Genomic DNA, 19,640 nt, shown 5'->3' with positions numbered 1-19,640 from the left:
AATAGATGTTCCGGATATGAAAAACGGGACATTGGTTTTAAGTCCCAAATTCTAATATATTCCGCAGCTATGAAAAATCTATTATAATTATTTACCCTATTCTCATGTAGTTTTGTTTTTGCCCAGGTGGGTATAGGGAATTTACATCCTCATGAATCATCTATGTTAGATGTTGTTTCCAGCGATAGAGGTATTTTGATTCCTAGAGTAAAGTTGGAGGCCACTAATTTAGCAAGCCCAATAACCAGTCCTGAAAACTCTTTATTGGTTTATAACACGGAAACTATAAGTGATGTTACGCCAGGATATTATTATTGGTCCATAGATTCTTGGAATAGATTAATTACGGAAAAGCAGGCAAGTAAGCCTAAATATTTCTATATGCCTTCAATTGCTATGCCTACAAATCCTACACATGTAGTTTCAGGTGATGGTACGGGGTTTACTTTAGTTTCTGGTGTTTATAGGGTAGATCTTTATGAACGATATAAATTGCAGTTTGAGGCGCCTCAAATTAAGAATACAGGTGCGCCGGTAATGATTAGCAATGAGTCCGTTTTGCCAGCAAATAAATTAAATTATTATATAACATATTATGATGCTGCAGTATTCAAAAGTGTTACTGTAACTGATGCGGGCATTCTTTCTTATGAGATTGTTACCTCTCCAAAACCATCGCAAAGGACTTTTATGAACATCGTATTCGCTGTTAAGCCTTAAACCTTATTTTTCAAAATTAGATTTAAAATGAAACATTATATAAAAATAGCGGCTTTGCTTGTTTTCCTTTTTGGAATATTTCAAGAAGGGATGGCACAATCACCGTGTTTCTCAACTCAACCTGTAACCGGTACTTATGCTAACAAACCAAATAGTACCAGTACGAGCTTAAATAAGAATAGAGTGTTTTGGCTGACTTGGGGTTCAACTTTTGCTGAAAGTACAACAACACATCCCTATGGACATCGCGATAGAGCACTAGCTGTTGGATCAAAGTCATATGGAAGTATAGACCTTGGAGGAGGAAGATTTATGTGCATTGAAGCAGAGATTATGACTTTAACTGGCGGAACAATAAGCTCCTATATGCCTGGAACCTACAATCCTAACGCGACCGGTGGAGATTTTCTAGATATATTGTATAACATAGGAGGATCAGGAGGTACCAATGGAAATCCAGAAAACAAAATGGCTTCAGGTATTATTAACAATAATGATGGTGGAACAGTTAATCTTACTGTAAGAATTAAAGCGACCACTGGTGGTGATCCTGTAAGGTTAAGAGGGATTGTGGTTGCGGACGCTGAGACCTTGGGTTCTAGTACAGGTAATCAAAGCGAGTATATACGAGCGACAGGATTTGGGAATTGGTCTGTGGCGGAGGTGCTAAAAAGAAGTGGAGCAGGGACGTACCTAATGAGAAAAGAAGACAATACCGGAGCTCCCTCATACCCTGGCACACAAAGTATCATATTTGATCAAGGAAATGACACAAGAACAGGAGCAGTCGCTTTTCTTACCTATAATAACATAGCCTATGATCCACTCCAAGGTAATGCCGTAACCTTACCCATTGAATTAAAGGGAGCTGGGAAACAAGCTTTTGCTATTGGTTTGTTAACTTCAGGATACGATTTTGGAGATGCGCCTGAATCCTACGGGAAACCAATTCATTTGATTGACGATATAAAATTGACATCAGATGGTATTAATCCCGTGATTTGGAATGCTTCAGCTCAAACAAAGACTAACTCACAAGTTAATGTAAATGCACCATTATATAATGCAGGAAACTTAACTTACTCAGTACGGCGTTATCTTGGAAGCACCCCACCAGATCCTGATACTCTTGATATGTTTTCTGAAGATGCTAAAGGCGATGATAATTCAGGGACGGCAGGAGCAAATGAAGAAGATGCTTGGCCTTTATTATATAGACGCTTTGCAGATAAGGAATACTACAAACCAGGCGATAAGATTATTGCTATTATTCCTTACAAAAAAGCGTTAGCAAATGATATAATTTCCGGATGGATAGATTTTGATTTAAATGGCACTTTTGATGAGATTGAGCGTAAAACTGCAATAATACCTTCAGATGGGGATGGTAATGTAACTTTAACATGGACAATTCCTTCTACTCGTTTTGCTTATAGCACCTATGTGCGCTTGCGGTATTTTGGTAGAAACCAAGATGCGACTTCCCCAATAGGCAATACCTTAAATGGCGAAGTAGAAGATCACCGCATTTATATTTTAACGCCTGCTGTTTCGAATCCGACAATTAACTCCAAAGGGAAAGGGAATAATTAGAGTGGTTCCTTAAATATCATTTTTTAAGCGTTTTAATTGCGAGGTTTTTAAGAATAATTAGATTCATTTTTAAGTCTATTTTGTCTCGCAATTTCCCGTTTTTAAATTTCAATCTAATAAGTTTTCTTACAAAAAACTGCTTCTAGCCTTTGGCATGAGTTGTTTGGTCTGCATTATCATGAACAGCGGGAATTTTTACAATTTCAAAAGTCGCCGAAGCCAAGATCACTTTTCCATTAGTTGCTAAAAATCGTTTGCCAATTTCCTCATTAAGACCATGTTTGGTATGTCGTCTTTTTTTATAGTCAACGATATATCTTAAATTAAATTGAATCCAATTATCGGTCATTGTAATGGCAAGTGTTGATTCAACTTGGGCATCTTCTATGTAATATTTATTAACAACGTTTTTCCACTCTAAAATAGAATTATTAACATAATCTGAAAGGTTTTCTTGAGCAACTGCAATCACGATGGCTTTAGCTAACTCTAAATCGGAGCCATAGCGGATTGGTAAATTGAATTCATCCCAAACAAAAGGGAAATCTCGCGAATAGTTATAAACAGGACCTTTAAAAACAAAGGCGTTACTTAATTTTACAATTCTACCGCTATAATTATCGCTTGTTACCCAGGCGCCAATTTCCATCATGGTTGTGCAAACGCTATCAATGTCTATGACATCACCTTTAATACCATTAATTTCAATTCGGTCTCCAGGTTTATACACTTTAAAAAGAAAAATATAGAAAAAGCCGGCAATACTTAATATCACTTCTTGCAAGGTTATTGCGATTCCGGCAGTAAGTAACCCGATGGTTAACCCGAAATCTTCAATACTTCCCGAGAAAAAGGAAATAGTGATGAGTATGATTATGAAATAGCCAATTATTTCAATGGCTTTTTGAGATTTATACTTTAATTGGTTGTTGGAAAATCGTTTTTTTACCAATTTCCGCAATCCGAAAATTAATAAAAAAATCAAAAACATCCAACCCAAATAGCTGATGATATCTGACGAAATGTGGGTGGAAAACCAATTGCTTAATTCTTCTATCATGCTGTTCAGGCTAGTTAATTCCTATTACATTTTACGCTTAAAATGTTATGATTGTTAGTAGATTTACCAAGGAAAACATAAAGGAAATCTGACTTGCACTTTCTGTTACTTGAAAACTAAATTACGCATTTATTATAAACCTTGATAACGAAACTATTTTTTAAATAGTTATATCAATAATTTATGTGGTGGATTATGACTTGTTGTTAATAGAACTCTAATTCCAAATTTTATAATTAATAACCAATTTTTTGGTTTGAATCAGTCTTCTCCAGTTAATGAAAAAAAGACAAAACAGAAGAAAAAGACTCAATAATATACTAGCAATAGATTGCCAAGAATAAATATTATCAAGAATGCTTTCAATGTTTTCTGAAGCGTATTTACCCAAATGTATAGCAACAGTATCACTTGTGAATTTGCCAATAATAAAGGCTGGTATCACATAAATAGGTTTCAATTTAGAAATTCCTGCACCTAAAAAAAGCGGTGTTGTAGGAAGCGGTAACAGGGAATAGGCGAGTACAATAGCTTGACCTTTCCATTTATTCTCCTTCATTTTTTCGCCTAGAAATTGAATGTCGTTATTTTTCTCTTCGTTTAAATATTTTGATGCAATTAAAGGCGAATATAAAAGCAGAATATATCTGCCCAAAACTGAACCAATTACGCCAATAATAATCACGATCCACATATCCAGTTCAAAAATAATTTGAAAGAACATCATAATTGTAAAGGCTGGTGGAAACGGAAAAGGAACGATGTCAAATACTAAAGCACCTAGAAAAACTAAAAAATAATGCCACCACATAAATTATGATATTTATAAAACTATTAATTGCCGAACAAAGGTCTCTATTTTACAACTTGACACGAGGTTGATAACAGTCGAAATATAGGGAAACACTTTGGATTGATAGTGGATGATGATATTATAATCTGATTATTTTATGGGTGGTATAATTTCGATTGTAAACCATCTAAAAGACAGTTTTCAGCTTTTTTTTTAAGATGGAGATATGTTCTTGTCTTTTAATAATTCAACTGTACAATCCCTAAATTTTGAAGTCAAAACATTTTAATTAGGTTTCATCATTTAACCTATGCTTAATGCGTATTTTTGTACTTTATACTATTTATGAAGACCTATGCAGCATTTAAAAGAAACAGTTAAGAATAAAGACAAATCACAACCAAAAGTAACCATGGTTCAGGCTTTCAAAACCATTATTTGGCCGAGGCGGAATCTGGTTTTTATTGGTTTAATTTTAATAGTTATTAGAAGTTTATCGGGTTTGGTGCTTCCATGGCAATCTAAAGTATTATTAGATGATGTGGTGCCAAATAAAGATTACTCCCAACTTTATACCTTAATCGCCATTGTAATTGGTGCTATTACCGTACAAGCTGCTACATCGTTTTTATTGACTAGAATATTAAGTGTACAAGCCCAATATTTAATTAGTGAATTACGATCTCAAGTACAGAAAAAAGTACTGTCCTTACCAATCAGCTTTTTCGATAACACCAAATCGGGCGCTTTAGTTTCCAGAATCATGACCGATGTTGAAGGTGTCAGGAACCTTATCGGAACGGGATTAGTACAGTTAGTAGGCGGTTCTTTTACAGCCGTAGTTTCTTTAATTATTTTAATAAAATTAAATGCCTGGATGACACTTTTTGTGTTTGTTCCTTTATCCATTTTTGGATTTATAGCCTTAAAGGCTTTTAAATATATTAGACCCATTTTTAGATCCCGTGGAAAGATTAACGCCGAAGTTACTGGGAGATTAACAGAAACTTTAGCAGGTGTTCGGGTTATTAAAGCCTTTAATGCCGAAGAACAGGAAAATAGTGTTTTTGAAAAAGGCGTTGACAAATTATATCAAAACGTTAAAAAGAGTTTAACAGCAACCGCTTTAATGACGAGTTCTTCAGCCTTTTTAATAGGTGTAGCCACCACCGGAATTATGGGAATGGGTGGTTATTATATGATGATTGGCGAAATGACCACAGGAGACTTCCTGTTTTTCACGTTAATCCTTGGTTTTATGATTGCGCCAATTGTACAAATGAGTAACATTGGTAGCCAATTAACGGAAGCCTTGGCTGGTTTAGACAGAACGGAAGAATTGATGAACATGACAGCCGAAGAGGATAACCAAGCGCGAACGATTGAATTGGAAAGTCTAAATGGTGATATTGAATTTAATGATGTGTCCTTTTCTTACGACGAAGGAAAAGAAGTGTTACATAACATCAGTTTTAAAGCGCCAGCCGGTTCTGTCACAGCTTTAGTGGGAAGTTCTGGTTCGGGAAAATCTACCATTGCAGGATTGTCAGCTACATTTTTAACGCCTAAATCAGGTCAAGTTACGATTGATAATCAAGATTTATCCCATATAAAATTAAGTAGTTACCGTCAATATTTAGGTGTGGTGCTACAAGATGAATTTTTATTTGAAGGAACTATTCGTGAAAACATCATGTTTCCAAGACCAAATGCTACTGAAGTGGAAGTTCAAAACGCGGTAAATGCCGCTTATGTTAACGAATTTACCGACAGATTTGATGAAGGTTTAGAAACTTTAATTGGCGAAAGAGGGGTGAAGCTTTCTGGAGGTCAACGCCAACGATTAGCCATTGCACGTGCTATTTTGGCCAACCCTAAAATTATTATTTTAGATGAAGCCACTTCAAGTTTAGATACCGAAAGTGAAGCCTTAATTCAGAAAAGTTTAGCGGAATTAATCAAAGATAGAACCACCATTGTTATTGCCCACCGTTTAAGCACCATTCGTAAAGCCGATCAGATTTTAGTGGTAGAAGCTGGCCATATTGTAGAACGTGGCACACATGATCAATTGATTGCTAAAGAAGGTAGATATTATGAACTATATACCTATCAATCAAAAATTTAAGTGATTTGGATTTTTGGTTTTCTTTAGGAAACTTTACAGCTAAATAACGAGTCTTATAAAACAGTACTAATTTTATCAACTTATTTCAAAGAACTATATCTTTGCATGATGCAATCTAAAATCCTTTTTATTACGCCGCCGTTTACACAGTTAAACACCGCTTATCCGGCAACGGCTTATTTAAAAGGTTTTTTGGAAGAACACAACATTGATGTTCAGCATTGCGATTTAAGTATCGAGCTTTTTACCGCTATTTTTACAGGTGAATTTTTGCGAGCCATGTTCCAAGAAGCTGACCTTTTAAAGAATAATCAGTATCCTGAAGTTCGGAAAATGAAAGCTTTGTACATTTCTCGTGTGGATGTGGTTATAGCATTTCTTCAGAAACAAGATATCAAAACGGCACATAAGATTTTAGAACCTAATTTTTTGCCTTTAGGACACCGGTTGTCTAAAGTAAATACTGAAATTACTTGGGAAGAAGGCGAATTGGGTATCATTGATAAAGCCAAGCATTTTGGAACTCTTTTTATTGAAGAAATAGGCGATTTCATTCAAGCCAATGTAGACGAGTTTTTTGCCTTCACTAAATATGCGGAGCAAATTGCTACATCTGCAAGCAGTTTTAATCAATTAGATGAATTTTTAAGCTTTCAGCCAACGCTTATTGAAGAGAAAATGCTGGATATTTTAATTGATAAAATTGAAATAGAACAGCCCATTTTAGTGTGTTTTACCATTCCTTTTCCTGGAAATTTGTTTGCAGCCTTACGCTGTGCTCAATTTACCAAACAACTTTTCCCTGATATTCATGTGGCTTTTGGCGGTGGCTATTGCAACACGGAATTGCGATCTCTGGAAGATCCACGGATTTTTGAATTTGTAGATTTTATTTCATTAGATGACGGAGAAGCGCCTTTATTAAAAATAGTTCATTTTTTAGAAGGGAAGGTAGAAATAGATGAGTTGGAACGCACCTATGTGCTAGAAAATAATCAGGTTGTTTATAAAAACAAGCTTCCAAATACTATTTTTCATCATAAAAATTTACCAGCACCCAATTATTCTGGATTACCTTTTGATAAATATGTGTCGTTTTTAGATGTGGTAAACCCCATGCACAGAATGTGGACCGATGCCCGGTGGAATAAAATGACCATTTCACATGGCTGTTATTGGAAACAATGCACCTTTTGTGATGTGAGCTTGGATTATATTGGTATTTACCAAAACACAACAGCGTCTGATTTAGTAGATAAAATTGAAAAAATAGTAAAAGATACAGGCATTACAGGTTTTCATTTTGTGGATGAAGCGGCGCCACCCAAAATGTTGCGCGCCTTGTCCAATGCATTAATTGAACGTCATGTTAGTATTACATGGTGGACCAATATTCGCTTTGAAAAAACCTTTAGCTATGAACTTTGTGAGTTAATGGCCAAATCTGGTTGCATTGCCGTAACGGGTGGATTGGAAGTTGCTTCAGATAGATTGTTAGCCAAAATGAAAAAAGGTGTGGATATTGCGCAGGTAACGCGGGTGGCTCATAATTTTTCTGAAAATAATATCATGGTTCATGCCTATTTGATGTATGGATTTCCGACTCAAACGGAGCAAGAAACTATTGATTCTTTAGATGTGGTTAAGCAATTGTTTGAAAGAAATTGCATTCAATCAGCATATTGGCATCAATTTACAACTACTATTCACAGTCCAATTGGTCAGAATCCACAAGATTTTGGAATATATATTACCGGACCTGTTTTTGAAGGTTTTGCGCAGAATGATTTATACCATGAAGATCCGCAAGGGGCAGACCATCCTAAATATACCAAAGGTTTAAACTTGGCTTTGCATAATTACTTAAACCGCACAGGTTTTAAAGAGGATATCAGGTCATGGTTTGATTTTCCAGTTCCTAATACCACACAACCCGCTGGACTTATTGACAGTTTTTTGGCTGAAGTAGAAACCAAAAAGGCCGTTTAACTTTATAAAGTTTTGGTTTGCAGGTTTTGCTTTTAAATAAATCTACTATTTAAAATAGGTGTTATAAAGCCATACAACAAGCCGGATTACTACTATTGAGGCAATAATAAAGCCTGGAATATAAATATAATTATAACATTTAATTTTTTCTTTAACTTTTGGGTTTTCAATCTCTTTCATATTATTTAGTATGAATGCATACGGAAACACCTTTTTTTGTATGGTATCTTATCAATTTTAAATACCACTCTATATCAAATTGAAAACGGGGCCTAGTAGAACATAAAGAATAATAAAAACGACAATGGTGCCAATACAGCCACACTTACCACCACCTATTTTTTTTGCTCCCCAACCTGCAAGAAGCGCTCTGAATAAATTTTTCATTGTATAAAAGTTTAGGCCTAAATATAGTATTAAATCAAATCTGGTTTGTGCGCATTAGCGAAAAATTATAGCACAAATACTGATTTTTTGAAACGTTATAATTTTACTTGCTTAACGATTGAATTTATAAGTTTTTATGCGGTTTAGATATATTAGTGCGCTGTAACGCTAATTCTTTATGCGGGAAGCATATTTCTTAATGCGGGCGGTATATTTCTTAATGCGGGAGGCATATTTCTTAATGCGGGAGGCATATTTCTTAATGCGGGAGGCATATTTCTTAATGCGGGCGGCATATTTCTTAATGCGGGCGGCCTATTTCTTAATGCGGGAGGTCTATTTCTTAATGCGGGAGGCTTATTTCTTATTGCGGGTGGCATATTTCTTTTGGTGGGAAGTTTATTTTATTAGGCGTTTGAAGCTTGTTTGTGTTGGTGTTTTAGGTTTTTAAGCCTTGTTTGTTCTTGCTTTTTTCTGGTTAAAATTCGCTTCGCTCTTGGGAGTTGGTATAAAATTGAGGCTGATTAGTTTGTGGAATTTAGTCTAATTTGATTCAGTTAGAAGTTGGTTGCAATGGAATTATAGGTTTAGATTTTTTGTGGTACCATTATAAATAGTGATGCTAAATTTCTTTTTATCATTTAGCTTTTAATTTATAAATTGGTATCATCTGTTTTTGTTTTTAATATGGTTTTGGTGATTATCCTATATATTACAAACATACCAACCGTTGTGAAAAAGACAAATAATATGTTCAGAATAATTTCGGATTTTACATACGCACCCATGTGTGGTTTTATTAAAATTGTAAAACCAAGACTCATGATAAAAGAAATAATGCTGACTACTATTTTTAAAATCATTTTTTATGTTTTTGACAGCCGTCAGCTATGTAACGGATACTAACTTTAGTTTAGCTAAAATTAGCGACTTTTTTGTTAGAAGTTTCTTTTATTCTATATGATTATTTGCCTTAATCGTACAATCTGGCAAATCAACTTCATAAGTTCCCCGAACGTTTTTTAACTTAAATTAAGTTTTCGTCCTATAAACAAGTATAGAATAGATCCGATAATGGGAATTAATATAACCACCAAAATCCAAATAATTTTATCGTTCTTATCAAAACTGTTTTTTAAAATGTCAATTAGGGAATAGAGCCACAAGGCAATAATTAAAGTTAAAGTGATTTGCCAGATTATGAAACTATAAGAAGTGTCATTTAGTATTACGTCCATATTTTTAATTTTTAATTTTGGTAAATATTACTTTATTATAAATTTAAACATTTGGTGTAAGAATAGTTGCCTGTTTGTGAGCGCGGATTGTTGTGCGTAAACTACGACAAGCCATTAGTTTTAACTGGTGTTAGCTTTAGTTTTTTATTTTTTGTCTATCAATTTCGTCTAACTTTTCGAATGATTTTTTCAGTCTTGAAGTCATTTTATCTAAATCAGCTTTCTTTCCGGTTAATTTCATTTCAAAGTTGTCAACTCGAACTTTCGATTTATCAATTTCAGATTTGTTTACGTACGCAAATGCAAGAGTGATTTCTTGTTCAGAATCGTTTTCTTCAAACATTTCCTTAACCATATTCCAGTCAAAGTTTTTTAATTCGTCAAGATTTTCCGTTTCAACTTTTAATTCCGTTACAGCAGTTTTTGATTCTACCTTTTGACTCTTTTCAGTTTGTGCGTAAGTAGCAAAAGTAATTAAAGATAAAATTCCTAGTAAAATATTCTTTGTTTTCATAATTTTCCGTTTTTGTGTTAAATTAAAGCTAACGTTGTTGGCTATGGTTTGCTGCGTTGGTCAAGCAATAAATTTAGTAAATAAAAACTGACCATTCACGCTTGCGTGGTTTTTCCGAAGGAAAAACTACCTAGCAGTGAACTATAGCCGGTGTTGGCAACAGTATTTTTATTCAGTTATTATTTTATAATATTTCATATTGTGTGTAATCGAATCCCCAATTTCAACTAGATTTCCGTTATAAGTTGCCTTGTCTTTTTCACAAAGATTGTCAGTTACTTTTATAATCAAATTGTAACCACTTTTTTTCTTATTTTTCTCAATGACCATTCCAGAAATAAGACAACCAAAGTCAGTTCCATCTGTGTAAGCTGACCAAGTTTGAGTTGGAACTTTTATAGAATCTCCAATTTTTAGTTCTTTAAATTTTGTTTTAATGTGTTTCTTGGTCAATTTTTGTTGTCGACGAATTTCGTCAAGTTCCGTAAAGTAAGGTTCAAACTTTCGCCTAACACAAGGTTTTTCGGTTTTAAAAAGTCCTTTTTGGTATGCTTGAGAGTGTAACTCGGTTAATTTTTCAAATTCTTTCATTCGAAGTCTGTCAACTTTTTTAGGTGACATAAAATCATAAGTAGAATCCAAAAACAGAATTATCTCTAGGTTTTCACATTCTTTTGAAATTGTAATAGTTGCCCATTCATAGCCAACTCCAGCAAAAATTAATTTATCCGTTTTTTTGGGTAATTTAATTTGGAAATACCCATTCAAGTCAGACTGCCCGATTTTGGTTGTGTCTTGGTCGAATATTGTAATTCCTATTGCACTGTCGAAAAATTGGTCGATAGTTTTTCCGCTTAAAGACTGTTGTCCAAATGTGGAAAAAATGCAAAAAAATATTGATATGAAAAATATTGTTTTAAATCTCAATGTTTTCGGTTTTCATATTGTTGCCAACAATTATATATAGACAATTGTTTATATCCATGTTATAACGCCAAGATAGTAAATCTAAATTTTATAAAAACGATGAATTGTTGAATGGTCTTATTGCTCGAAACATCATATAACTATTTATATTGCAATGATTTACGAGTGTTTTAATCTTCTGAAAAATCGGTTTTTATAATTTCTTCCATGCAATATTCCGCAAGGGCTGTTATAGTTAGAAACGGATTTACCCCAATACTTGCCGGAACTAAAGCACCATCTGTTATGTACAGATTTTTATAGCCTTTAACACGCCCAAAAAGATCCGTTGTTTTTCCTATAACGGCGCCGCCAAGTGGATGGTAACAAATATCTGGTCCGTAACCACCTTTCCATAATAATCCGGAGGGTGTGCCGCCATTGGCTTTATTCATTTTTTTAATAAAATATTTGGCGTTTTTAACAGTATGTTTAAAGTTTTTTTCTTCCCAATGGACGCGAATATCGTCTAGAGAAGGATCATAAGAAATTCGGCCAGGAACTGGTACTTTATTAATTATTAAATATAAGGCGGTATAAACTTCCAGACCCATTGGTAATGGCGAAATTTCCGCAAAGAATGCATGCTTTTTATCTTCCCAATTGTCTACTCCTGAAACAGGAATAGTGGATTGTTTTGAACCTGTACCGGTACTAAAATTAGCATCGGTGGCGTCATTTTCAACGCGGTTAAAAAGCGTATTTACCATATTTCTGCCTGTCATAACGTTTCCGTTATTTCCCCAATTACTTCCTACGCTAGCATCAAAATTGGTCATTTTTCCTTTATGCATAGAAGTCAGTAAAAGTTTGGTAGTACCCATACTTCCTGCATTTAGAAAAAGTTTTTTGCAGTTAATGGTTTTCTTGGCAATAACTAATCCTGCGGTATCAATAATATCTACATAAACGGCATAACCATTTTTTGTTTCTTCTACATAATCAACACGGTGCAGGTCTTGTATGATTAAGAGTCCTGTTTTAAGCGCTTTTTTTAAATAGGTTTTTTCCAGGCTTTGCTTGCCGTGGTTATTACCGTAAATAACTTCTTTTCCTAAAGCGGATTTTGGCACTTCGCCCGCTTCTTCTTTCTTCATATACTCAAACGAATACACGTTCGGTACGCGTACCGTTTCAAAGCCGGCTTTATGTGCTTCGCTTTCTCCAACGCGTGCAAACTTATAATAGGGTGATTGCTCGTAATAGTCGTCTGGAATTTCATTTACGTCCAGCTCTTTTTGAGCTAAAGGAAAATAGGTATTCCAAAATTTATCGACGTTTAAATCTGGAAATATTTCCTGAAAGTAGGCTTTTTTAGGTTGTACCGCCATGCCGCCATTCACTAGCGAACCGCCACCAACGCCACGTCCAGCATACACTTTTATGTTTTCAAAATCCAAGCGGTCTAGAACACCTGTAAATTTTCTATTAAAATGGGCAATGTTCATCATGGGTGCTTGAGATGATTTTTTCAACCAGGTGGAATTATTTTTTGGTGTAATTAAATCCGAGAATGGTTTGTGTTTGCCATCATCTTTTTCCCAGTCTAAACCCATTTCTAGCATCACCACTTTTTTGCCAGCTTGGGTAAGGCGCAAAGCTGCAACAGCGCCACCATATCCGGAACCAATGACTAAATTTTCAATATTTTCTTCCATATGATCGAGTTGTAAATTAATGCCAAAAGCACTTGATGCCAGAATTGCAGCACTTGATGCTGATGTGATTTTTATAAAAGTTCGTCTTTCCAATTGGTTTTTATTTTAAAATGCTCATGTAATGAGCGTTCATTTTCGGGATAAATGTTACCAACCGAAAGTGTTCTAATATACAAATTTATCCTATAACCGAAGTTGGATTTATTCAAGCCTGCATTGCTTTACTAGATATATTATCAAGTATTTGAGGTTGTTTCATTTAACCCATTTTACTTTTAAAAATGATAAAGTTGTGAAAACCTAAAGCTTGTAGAAGGATAATATAACTATGAATCTTTTCTTTTTAAACAACGTCCTCGCGGTTCATCACCTTCATGAAGTACAATTTCGGTATGTAAAAATTGAGCTGCTTCGGCAGAATCATTAACTTTAGAAGCGCTGCGTTCTAACATTTCAGATTCAAATGTTTTTAGAACACGTTCACGAATTCCGACATCTCGCCATCCAGACGACGGTTTGCAGCCACTAAAAATTTCTCTGGCCAAAGACAAAGCATCTAATAACGCCTGATTTGCACCTTGGCCTTTAAACGGACTCATAGGGTGCGCGGCATCACCAATAAGCGTTATTGGGCCTAATGTATTTAATGATTCGGGCTTTAATAATTCACGATCATAAACGGGATAGCCCGAAATTTGGGATTCTTGAGTTGCTGCTAAAATTTGAGGAATGGGATCATGCCATTGCGTTCTACGAATGGCTTCTTTTTTTAAAGCTTCAGTACCTTTAGTGCTTAATGCTTTGGCTTTTTTTTCTGAAATAGGGAAACTTAATTGCCACATCACAGAATCGGCGTTATAAGGCATGATGTATATCCGATCGTGTCCATTTGCTGTTTGAAATACCGTTTCTGAATCTAATAACGTACAATCTAAATTCTCTAAAGCGGCTAAAGAACAAATGCCTAATATAACCATGCATTCTAAATACCGTAAAGGCGAAACCGCATCACCCAGCATCAGGTTTCTTACGGCGCTTCGAATACCATCCGCTCCAACAACAAGATCGGCTTTGGCATACTTGATTTCTCCAGCAACCTGAAATTTTAATGTTACAGGTTCATTTTTATTCTTATTAATATCTATTAATTGATGTCCCCATTCAACCGCATTATAGCCCCCAAGTTGCTCCAACAACTCTAAACGTAAAGCTTGTCTGGCAATATGCACATTGGTTCGTTTTGGAGATGTTTTTATATTAGAATCTAGCCATTTTCTCATGCCCCATTCGCCAATAATTTTCCCATCGGTGGTATGCACGACATGTCTGGTAGAAATAATGCCTTCTTTTAAGGAAAAAATACCCAAGCCTTCAATAGCTTTATGAGCCTGCTGCAAGGTGAGGCCGTAACCTTGGGAGCGCGCGTTGAAATCCGCGTCACGTTCATATAATGTAAACGGAATTCCGCGGTGTAAACAAGCGACTGCTAAAGCAACGCCGCCAATACCGCCGCCGATAATCGCAATATGTGGGAAGTCTTCTGTATTAGGAATAGAATTTTTACTAGCCTGAATGAGTCCACATCCATAGCAGTTTGAGCAAGCATCTAAATGGCCTTTCGGACGAATAGGAGCGATGCCTTGACCATTGGATTTTTCAAATAAATCGAGATCCATTTGGTAACGGAGTCGCACTTTCTTGCGCAGTCTTCGCCTTTTTTTGCCGCGTCCATGGCATTCTGGACAAATAGTCCAACAAACAGCATCTTCTTCTTCTGTATTCACTTCTTTAGTTTTTACCTAATATTGATTTCTATTCATAAAATAGTTGCGAAGCTAATTTATGTGGGCATTTAGGATTTTCAAAAATAGGGTAGAACGCGTAATAAATTATAAACATTTGGATATTTTGTTTTAAAATTACACGAGATTACTTGGTTGAAATGGTGTTTTATCTGAAGGTAAATTAAGTTTTTCTAATACGCTATTTAAATCTTGAAGTGATTTTTCATCAAGGATTTCGGTGTTTATTTTCAATTGTTTGGTTGCTGATATAAGCGTATATTCTCCTGCGTATTTTTTAATCCAATTAATGTCATTTAGCTTAATTTTTTTTCCAAATCCGTGTAGTCCATTTTTTCGGATGGTTCCGTTTTCAATGGTTAAATATTGATAGGTTAAATCAAAAGAGTAAATTCCAAGATATGCGATTCCAAGAACTAAATAGCCGTAATCAAACCATTTTGAAGCGTCATCTTCTAATATTAAAAAAACGCCCAGTCCAGTCCAAATGATACCGAGCATTAATTTGACATAAAGTGTCTTTTTCTTAAATCTGATTTTCATTAGGGCTGGTATTTATGATTTAATTTCCGCCTGTATTATTTGGTCCACCGCTTGTTTATATTTCACTGGATTACCAGCCTTTTTTATGGCTTTGTATGCTTTCTGCGGATTGGAGGTGGATTGGGCAAAGAACTCCCAAAACCCAAGCATTTTCATTTTTATGGGTGTTGGTCCCGTTAAATATTCATCGTATTGCTGGTAAATAGTATTATGAAATTCTGAAAAAATAGACCAGCGATTTTCAGGATATTCTGTGGTGTTATTCTTAATCATGCTTGGCAAAAATGGATCGGCAATTAAACCACGACCAATCATAAAATGATCAATTTGTGGAAAGCGTTCTTGAATCGCTTTAAACGCAGAAACGCTAATAATATCACCGTTATAATACAATTTGTGCTTGGTGCTGATAATGCATTTTTCAAAAGCATCTAAATCTACAGGGCCTTTATACAGTTGCTTTCCAATTCGGGCGTGTATGGCGATATTTTTAAGTGGATATGTATCTAAAATAGGGAAAGCGTTTAAAATTTCTTCTGCATTTTCATAACCCATGCGCATTTTCATGGAAACTATAATATCCGTTTCGTTATGTGCTTTGTGTAAAACCTCATCAATTCTGCTGGGATTGCAAATTAAACCAGAGCCCATTCCCGATTTAGTAACCATCGGATAGGGGCAACCTAAATTCCAGTTTAATTCTTTGTAGCCTAAACTTTGAACATATTTGGCTACAAATAAAAACTCGTCAGGGTCGTTGGCAATAACTTGCGGAATAACCTCTAAAGTCGCGTTGTTTTCCGGTGCTAAATCATTTTGATATGATTGCTTGATTTTCAACTTTCCATTTAATCTAATGTAAGGCGCGTAAAAGGTGTCAATTCCTCCGAAATAGTGGTGAAAAGCATTACGGAACCTGAAATCTGTAAAACCTTGTAAAGGTGATGAGAGTAGTGTAAAAGCCATCTTGTTATTTAGTTGGGCAAAGATAGCATAAATGCGGAATGGTTTTTATTTAGGTTAATAATATAGTTATAACCTTTGAAATAATAAAAGATTTCATTTTAGAACAAACAGAAAAAAATTTGGGAGGCTTTTACACCTCCCAAAACTTATATGCTTTCTACAAAATCTAAAAATACTTTTTTATGACGCTCCAAATCTAAATTTGGTGAAAGTGAGGCGCGAACTATATAATCTTTATCACCTTCCTTGGTTGTTCCTTGCGTAGAGGTTGCAGGAATGGTCCAGTAACAACCTTTTAATTGACCATAACTGACACAAAATTTACTCTCTTCTGGAATTTCAGTGATCATTAAATTAATGAGCTTTAAATTTAAGGCTCTTTTATACGTCTCTTTTTCCGCTTCTGTATTTCCTTTTGTAGGAAGATCTAAAGAGAAAACAGATGGTGTAAATCCGTGTTCAGCCAATTCATCTGAAACAAAATTGATTCTTGCCGTTGGCAAAACCTCATGTATAAAGTTCACAAATTCGCGCGTATTCTTATAAGCATTCGCAATTCGCTGATTCATGGATGGTAATTGTTTGGCTAAAATATCATATTGAAGGGCCGTAGCTTCATTATCGCAAAGGTTTAAATGCAACTCAATTTTTTTCATTAAATCCTTCGTTTTTTCATTTCCAACTACATAGCCAGCTGTACATTTTCCGCCACTTGGAAATTTTGATCCACTAGCATAAGAAAGTGTTCTTACCGCGGATAAAATTTCGCCTTCACCAAGAAAGTGCACATTTGGACAAAAGGTTTGATCTAATATAAAAACAGGATCAATTGCTATGTCACCTGTGGAAGTTTTACGCTCTTTACTTAAAACAGCCTTCAATTGTTGAAGATTTGGAACTTCAACTCTTGGGTTTGTTGGAATTTCGGCTATTATATAAGGAATGGCATTTTCCTGTGCAATTTTGTTTAAAACGCTGTCAATACTCGGAACCATATCATTATCGCCATCCACTAATAAATCAACAATTTCAACAGTATCTAGGCAATCAGCAACGCGTCTGGCCTGATCATTTGTTCCACCGTAACAGTTTGGCGGCACAATAAATTTAATGGCTTTACCTTTATGGTTTTCTAAAGCATCATCAATTAAACCCATCATAATAGCGTATTGCGTAGATAATCCGCTAGAGGCTACTAATGCTTTTGTGTTAGATCCCGTGATATCCTGAATAGAATTTTCAACACTTTTTTTGTTGGCTTCTTTATTCTTATCAGATTCAGAAGGCTTTTGCTCTGTAAGCAGTTTTAAAGCTATCAGGCAATCGGCAGGCGTCATGGCAATGGTTTCACGTCGTCTTACATGCTGAATATCGGAAATATAATGTGCGTTCTGCTCACCATTCACCATTAAAATGCTTCCCAAAGAATCGTGTAAACTTAAGAAAAAGTCAATATTTGGATTGAGATTAAAAAAGCCCAATTCTGCATGGTTGGGTGAATCAGAATTATCATTGGAAATGAAAATAGTACTGCCATCAAATTTTGAAATTTCTGAACTGTTCTCAATTTTCTGGAGTTCAATATTATAGCCATAAACACGTTCTAATATGTCGGCATCAAAGTTTTCAGGTAAGCTTCCAGTATAAAGAATTTGCGTTTGTTTTTTCTCTAATAAATTAGTCCTTAAAACGGCCAAAACAGGAATTATTTTTGATGAAAAACTAATAACGTTTTCTGATTTTAGACTGTTTAAATTGGCAATTCCCCATTCTAAAATGCTGGATAATGGATGCCCTAAACGGATATAATCATAAGCAGTTGGTAATTTTTTTAATGCCGATGTTCCATAATTATTATCATCAAATAAAGATTCAAACTGATCTAAGAATTGTGTTTTAGCCAATTTTTCATCGTAAATATCCAGTCTGTGGGTAGTTAGATTTAACCAATCCGTAGGCATGTTTTTTAATACCTCTTTTATATAATCTAGCGTTTTGCGGTCTTTCATAATGTCAATTTATAATAGACCGCAAGGTACGTTAATTAGAATTTTCTTGAAAGGGTTAAGGTCTAGATTACGCTTGGGTTGAACTGTTATATAGTTATTTTTTTGTTAAAACGAGTTCTTGATTTTTTCCTTGTTGTGAAATGATCATGTTCAATGTATCTTCTTTTATAAATTCAGGCCAAGACATAATCCAAAATTCAAATAAGTCATTTTTTGAAAAATTGGAAACTTGGATGCCATTAACTTCTAAAAGCCATTTGCACTTATCCATTATATGATCCTATTGACACAGTATTGGCTGAAAAGTTATAATCGGTAGCTTTTTTTTAAGTTATACTCTCGAGTGGCGTTTTTGTTTTTCTTGACCATTTTTTAAAAGCATTCCTATTGCAAACTATTTTATTGCAGGCAATATTGGGTTTTATTGATTTATAAATCCCGTTATTTTTTGGTAAAAAGCTGTGTGGATTTTTTTTTATGGCTTTAGAAAGAAGATGCTTAACAGCGGTTTTCAAATTAATTTTGATTTTTCGGTGGTGGATATTTTGTAATTCTATCCTTTCCAGATTCTAATTCGCTGCAATTGGGACATACATGAACTACATCATCTTTAATATGATAACCGTCCACATGTTCCTTAATGAAATTTTGAATCAGCATATAGGAATCTTTATGATTATTTACATCCACTTGCTTGTCCTTAAATAGCTTTCTTATTTTCCCGTTATACTCTTGATATCCCCAGCATAAGGAGCAAACACCTTCGGGAGCCTGATTCACGGTTTCTGCTTCTGGTTTTTTAAAAAAAAAGCGACAATGGTTTTTACAATATCCATACTATTTCAGTTTTTTGATGTTTTTGTTATTTAAGAATTTATCTGGAAAATTGCACAAGGCCATCTGATTTATAGTCGCCTAAATTCTAAATTCATCTTAATTTAAAACTTATCCATTTCTTCCATGGCTAAAGTAGCATGAGCATAAGCGGCGCCAGCACGCATTTCAGAAGCAACCCAAATAGCTTCCATAATTTCCTCTTTGCTTGCACCTTTGCGCAATGCTTGTGGCGTATGGGCTTTTATGCAATATGGACATTGCGTCACGTGGGCAACAGCCACAGCAATAAGTTGTTTTGTTTTTTCGTCTAAAACACCTTCTTTGAAAACGGCATTACTAAAGTTTCGCCAAGCTTCTATTTGTTTTGGCGCTAAAGCGGCTTTCTTTTCAGCACTTTCTCGTGTGGCTTCCGGATACATGTTTTTTTGATCTTTCAT

19 protein-coding genes are annotated in these 19,640 nt (G+C 34.9%); 5 read left to right on the top strand and 14 right to left on the bottom strand.

Features of this window, described 5'->3' with window-relative positions:
- The first annotated feature begins 162 nt into the window (after nt 1-162).
- Both ES674_RS13630 and ES674_RS13625 read left to right on the top strand, forming a co-directional pair.
- Nucleotides 163-720: a hypothetical protein gene (locus ES674_RS13630; protein WP_148404898.1), complete on the top strand. Its 558-nt coding sequence runs from the start codon at nt 163-165 to the stop codon at nt 718-720.
- Nucleotides 721-747: 27 nt separating this feature from the next.
- Entirely contained in the window at nt 748-2,313 is a 1,566-nt protein-coding gene (locus ES674_RS13625) for a CshA/CshB family fibrillar adhesin-related protein (protein WP_148404896.1), read from the top strand.
- Between the two features lie 142 nt (nt 2,314-2,455).
- Here the strand turns inward: ES674_RS13625 and ES674_RS13620 are convergent, their stop codons facing one another.
- Complete coding sequence (locus ES674_RS13620) at nt 2,456-3,373, bottom strand: mechanosensitive ion channel domain-containing protein (protein ID WP_148404894.1); 918 nt, start codon at nt 3,371-3,373, stop codon at nt 2,456-2,458.
- Nucleotides 3,374-3,590: 217 nt separating this feature from the next.
- Entirely contained in the window at nt 3,591-4,184 is a 594-nt protein-coding gene (locus ES674_RS13615; protein WP_148404892.1) for a hypothetical protein, read from the bottom strand.
- A 337-nt stretch (nt 4,185-4,521) separates the two neighbouring features.
- Here ES674_RS13615 and ES674_RS13610 point away from each other — a divergent pair, with 337 nt between their 5' ends.
- Nucleotides 4,522-6,294, top strand: a complete 1,773-nt coding sequence (locus ES674_RS13610) for an ABC transporter ATP-binding protein (protein WP_148404890.1) — start codon at nt 4,522-4,524, stop codon at nt 6,292-6,294.
- 105 nt (nt 6,295-6,399) lie between these two features.
- The gene (locus ES674_RS13605) at nt 6,400-8,283 is read left to right on the top strand and encodes a B12-binding domain-containing radical SAM protein (RefSeq protein ID WP_246126061.1); all 1,884 of its coding nucleotides are present in this window, start codon (nt 6,400-6,402) and stop codon (nt 8,281-8,283) included.
- Between the two features lie 249 nt (nt 8,284-8,532).
- Here ES674_RS13605 and ES674_RS15450 read toward each other — a convergent pair whose 3' ends face one another.
- Nucleotides 8,533-8,670, bottom strand: a complete 138-nt coding sequence (locus tag ES674_RS15450; protein ID WP_170234021.1) for a hypothetical protein — start codon at nt 8,668-8,670, stop codon at nt 8,533-8,535.
- A gap of 171 nt (nt 8,671-8,841) precedes the next feature.
- Here ES674_RS15450 and ES674_RS15785 point away from each other — a divergent pair, with 171 nt between their 5' ends.
- Entirely contained in the window at nt 8,842-9,081 is a 240-nt protein-coding gene (locus ES674_RS15785) for a hypothetical protein (protein ID WP_148405026.1), read from the top strand.
- 242 nt (nt 9,082-9,323) lie between these two features.
- Here the strand turns inward: ES674_RS15785 and ES674_RS13595 are convergent, their stop codons facing one another.
- The 11 genes from ES674_RS13595 to ES674_RS13545 form a co-directional block, all read right to left on the bottom strand.
- Nucleotides 9,324-9,533: a hypothetical protein gene (locus tag ES674_RS13595; protein ID WP_148404888.1), complete on the bottom strand. Its 210-nt coding sequence runs from the start codon at nt 9,531-9,533 to the stop codon at nt 9,324-9,326.
- A 159-nt stretch (nt 9,534-9,692) separates the two neighbouring features.
- Nucleotides 9,693-9,908: a PLDc N-terminal domain-containing protein gene (locus tag ES674_RS13590; protein ID WP_148404886.1), complete on the bottom strand. Its 216-nt coding sequence runs from the start codon at nt 9,906-9,908 to the stop codon at nt 9,693-9,695.
- Between the two features lie 136 nt (nt 9,909-10,044).
- Nucleotides 10,045-10,422, bottom strand: a complete 378-nt coding sequence (locus tag ES674_RS13585) for a hypothetical protein (protein WP_148404885.1) — start codon at nt 10,420-10,422, stop codon at nt 10,045-10,047.
- A gap of 168 nt (nt 10,423-10,590) precedes the next feature.
- On the bottom strand, nt 10,591-11,349 hold the full coding sequence (locus ES674_RS13580) for a carboxypeptidase-like regulatory domain-containing protein (protein ID WP_148404883.1): 759 nt from the start codon (nt 11,347-11,349) through the stop codon (nt 10,591-10,593).
- A 170-nt stretch (nt 11,350-11,519) separates the two neighbouring features.
- The gene (locus tag ES674_RS13575; RefSeq protein ID WP_148404881.1) at nt 11,520-13,139 is read right to left on the bottom strand and encodes a GMC family oxidoreductase N-terminal domain-containing protein; all 1,620 of its coding nucleotides are present in this window, start codon (nt 13,137-13,139) and stop codon (nt 11,520-11,522) included.
- 233 nt (nt 13,140-13,372) lie between these two features.
- Nucleotides 13,373-14,830 (bottom strand): FAD-dependent oxidoreductase, encoded by a 1,458-nt coding sequence (locus ES674_RS13570; protein WP_246126060.1) that lies wholly within the window; start codon nt 14,828-14,830, stop codon nt 13,373-13,375.
- Between the two features lie 135 nt (nt 14,831-14,965).
- Nucleotides 14,966-15,391 (bottom strand): hypothetical protein, encoded by a 426-nt coding sequence (locus tag ES674_RS13565; protein WP_148404879.1) that lies wholly within the window; start codon nt 15,389-15,391, stop codon nt 14,966-14,968.
- Between the two features lie 12 nt (nt 15,392-15,403).
- On the bottom strand, nt 15,404-16,357 hold the full coding sequence (locus ES674_RS13560; protein ID WP_148404877.1) for a tRNA dihydrouridine synthase: 954 nt from the start codon (nt 16,355-16,357) through the stop codon (nt 15,404-15,406).
- Nucleotides 16,358-16,503: 146 nt separating this feature from the next.
- Nucleotides 16,504-18,366 (bottom strand): PLP-dependent aminotransferase family protein, encoded by a 1,863-nt coding sequence (locus ES674_RS13555; protein WP_148404875.1) that lies wholly within the window; start codon nt 18,364-18,366, stop codon nt 16,504-16,506.
- Between the two features lie 516 nt (nt 18,367-18,882).
- Nucleotides 18,883-19,146: a hypothetical protein gene (locus ES674_RS13550; RefSeq protein WP_148404873.1), complete on the bottom strand. Its 264-nt coding sequence runs from the start codon at nt 19,144-19,146 to the stop codon at nt 18,883-18,885.
- A gap of 158 nt (nt 19,147-19,304) precedes the next feature.
- Complete coding sequence (locus ES674_RS13545) at nt 19,305-19,640, bottom strand: carboxymuconolactone decarboxylase family protein (protein WP_211359295.1); 336 nt, start codon at nt 19,638-19,640, stop codon at nt 19,305-19,307.

Source organism: Bizionia myxarmorum (genome assembly GCF_008086205.1).
GTDB lineage: Bacteria > Bacteroidota > Bacteroidia > Flavobacteriales > Flavobacteriaceae > Algorimicrobium > Algorimicrobium myxarmorum.
This window is presented reverse-complemented; position numbering and strand designations above follow the sequence as displayed.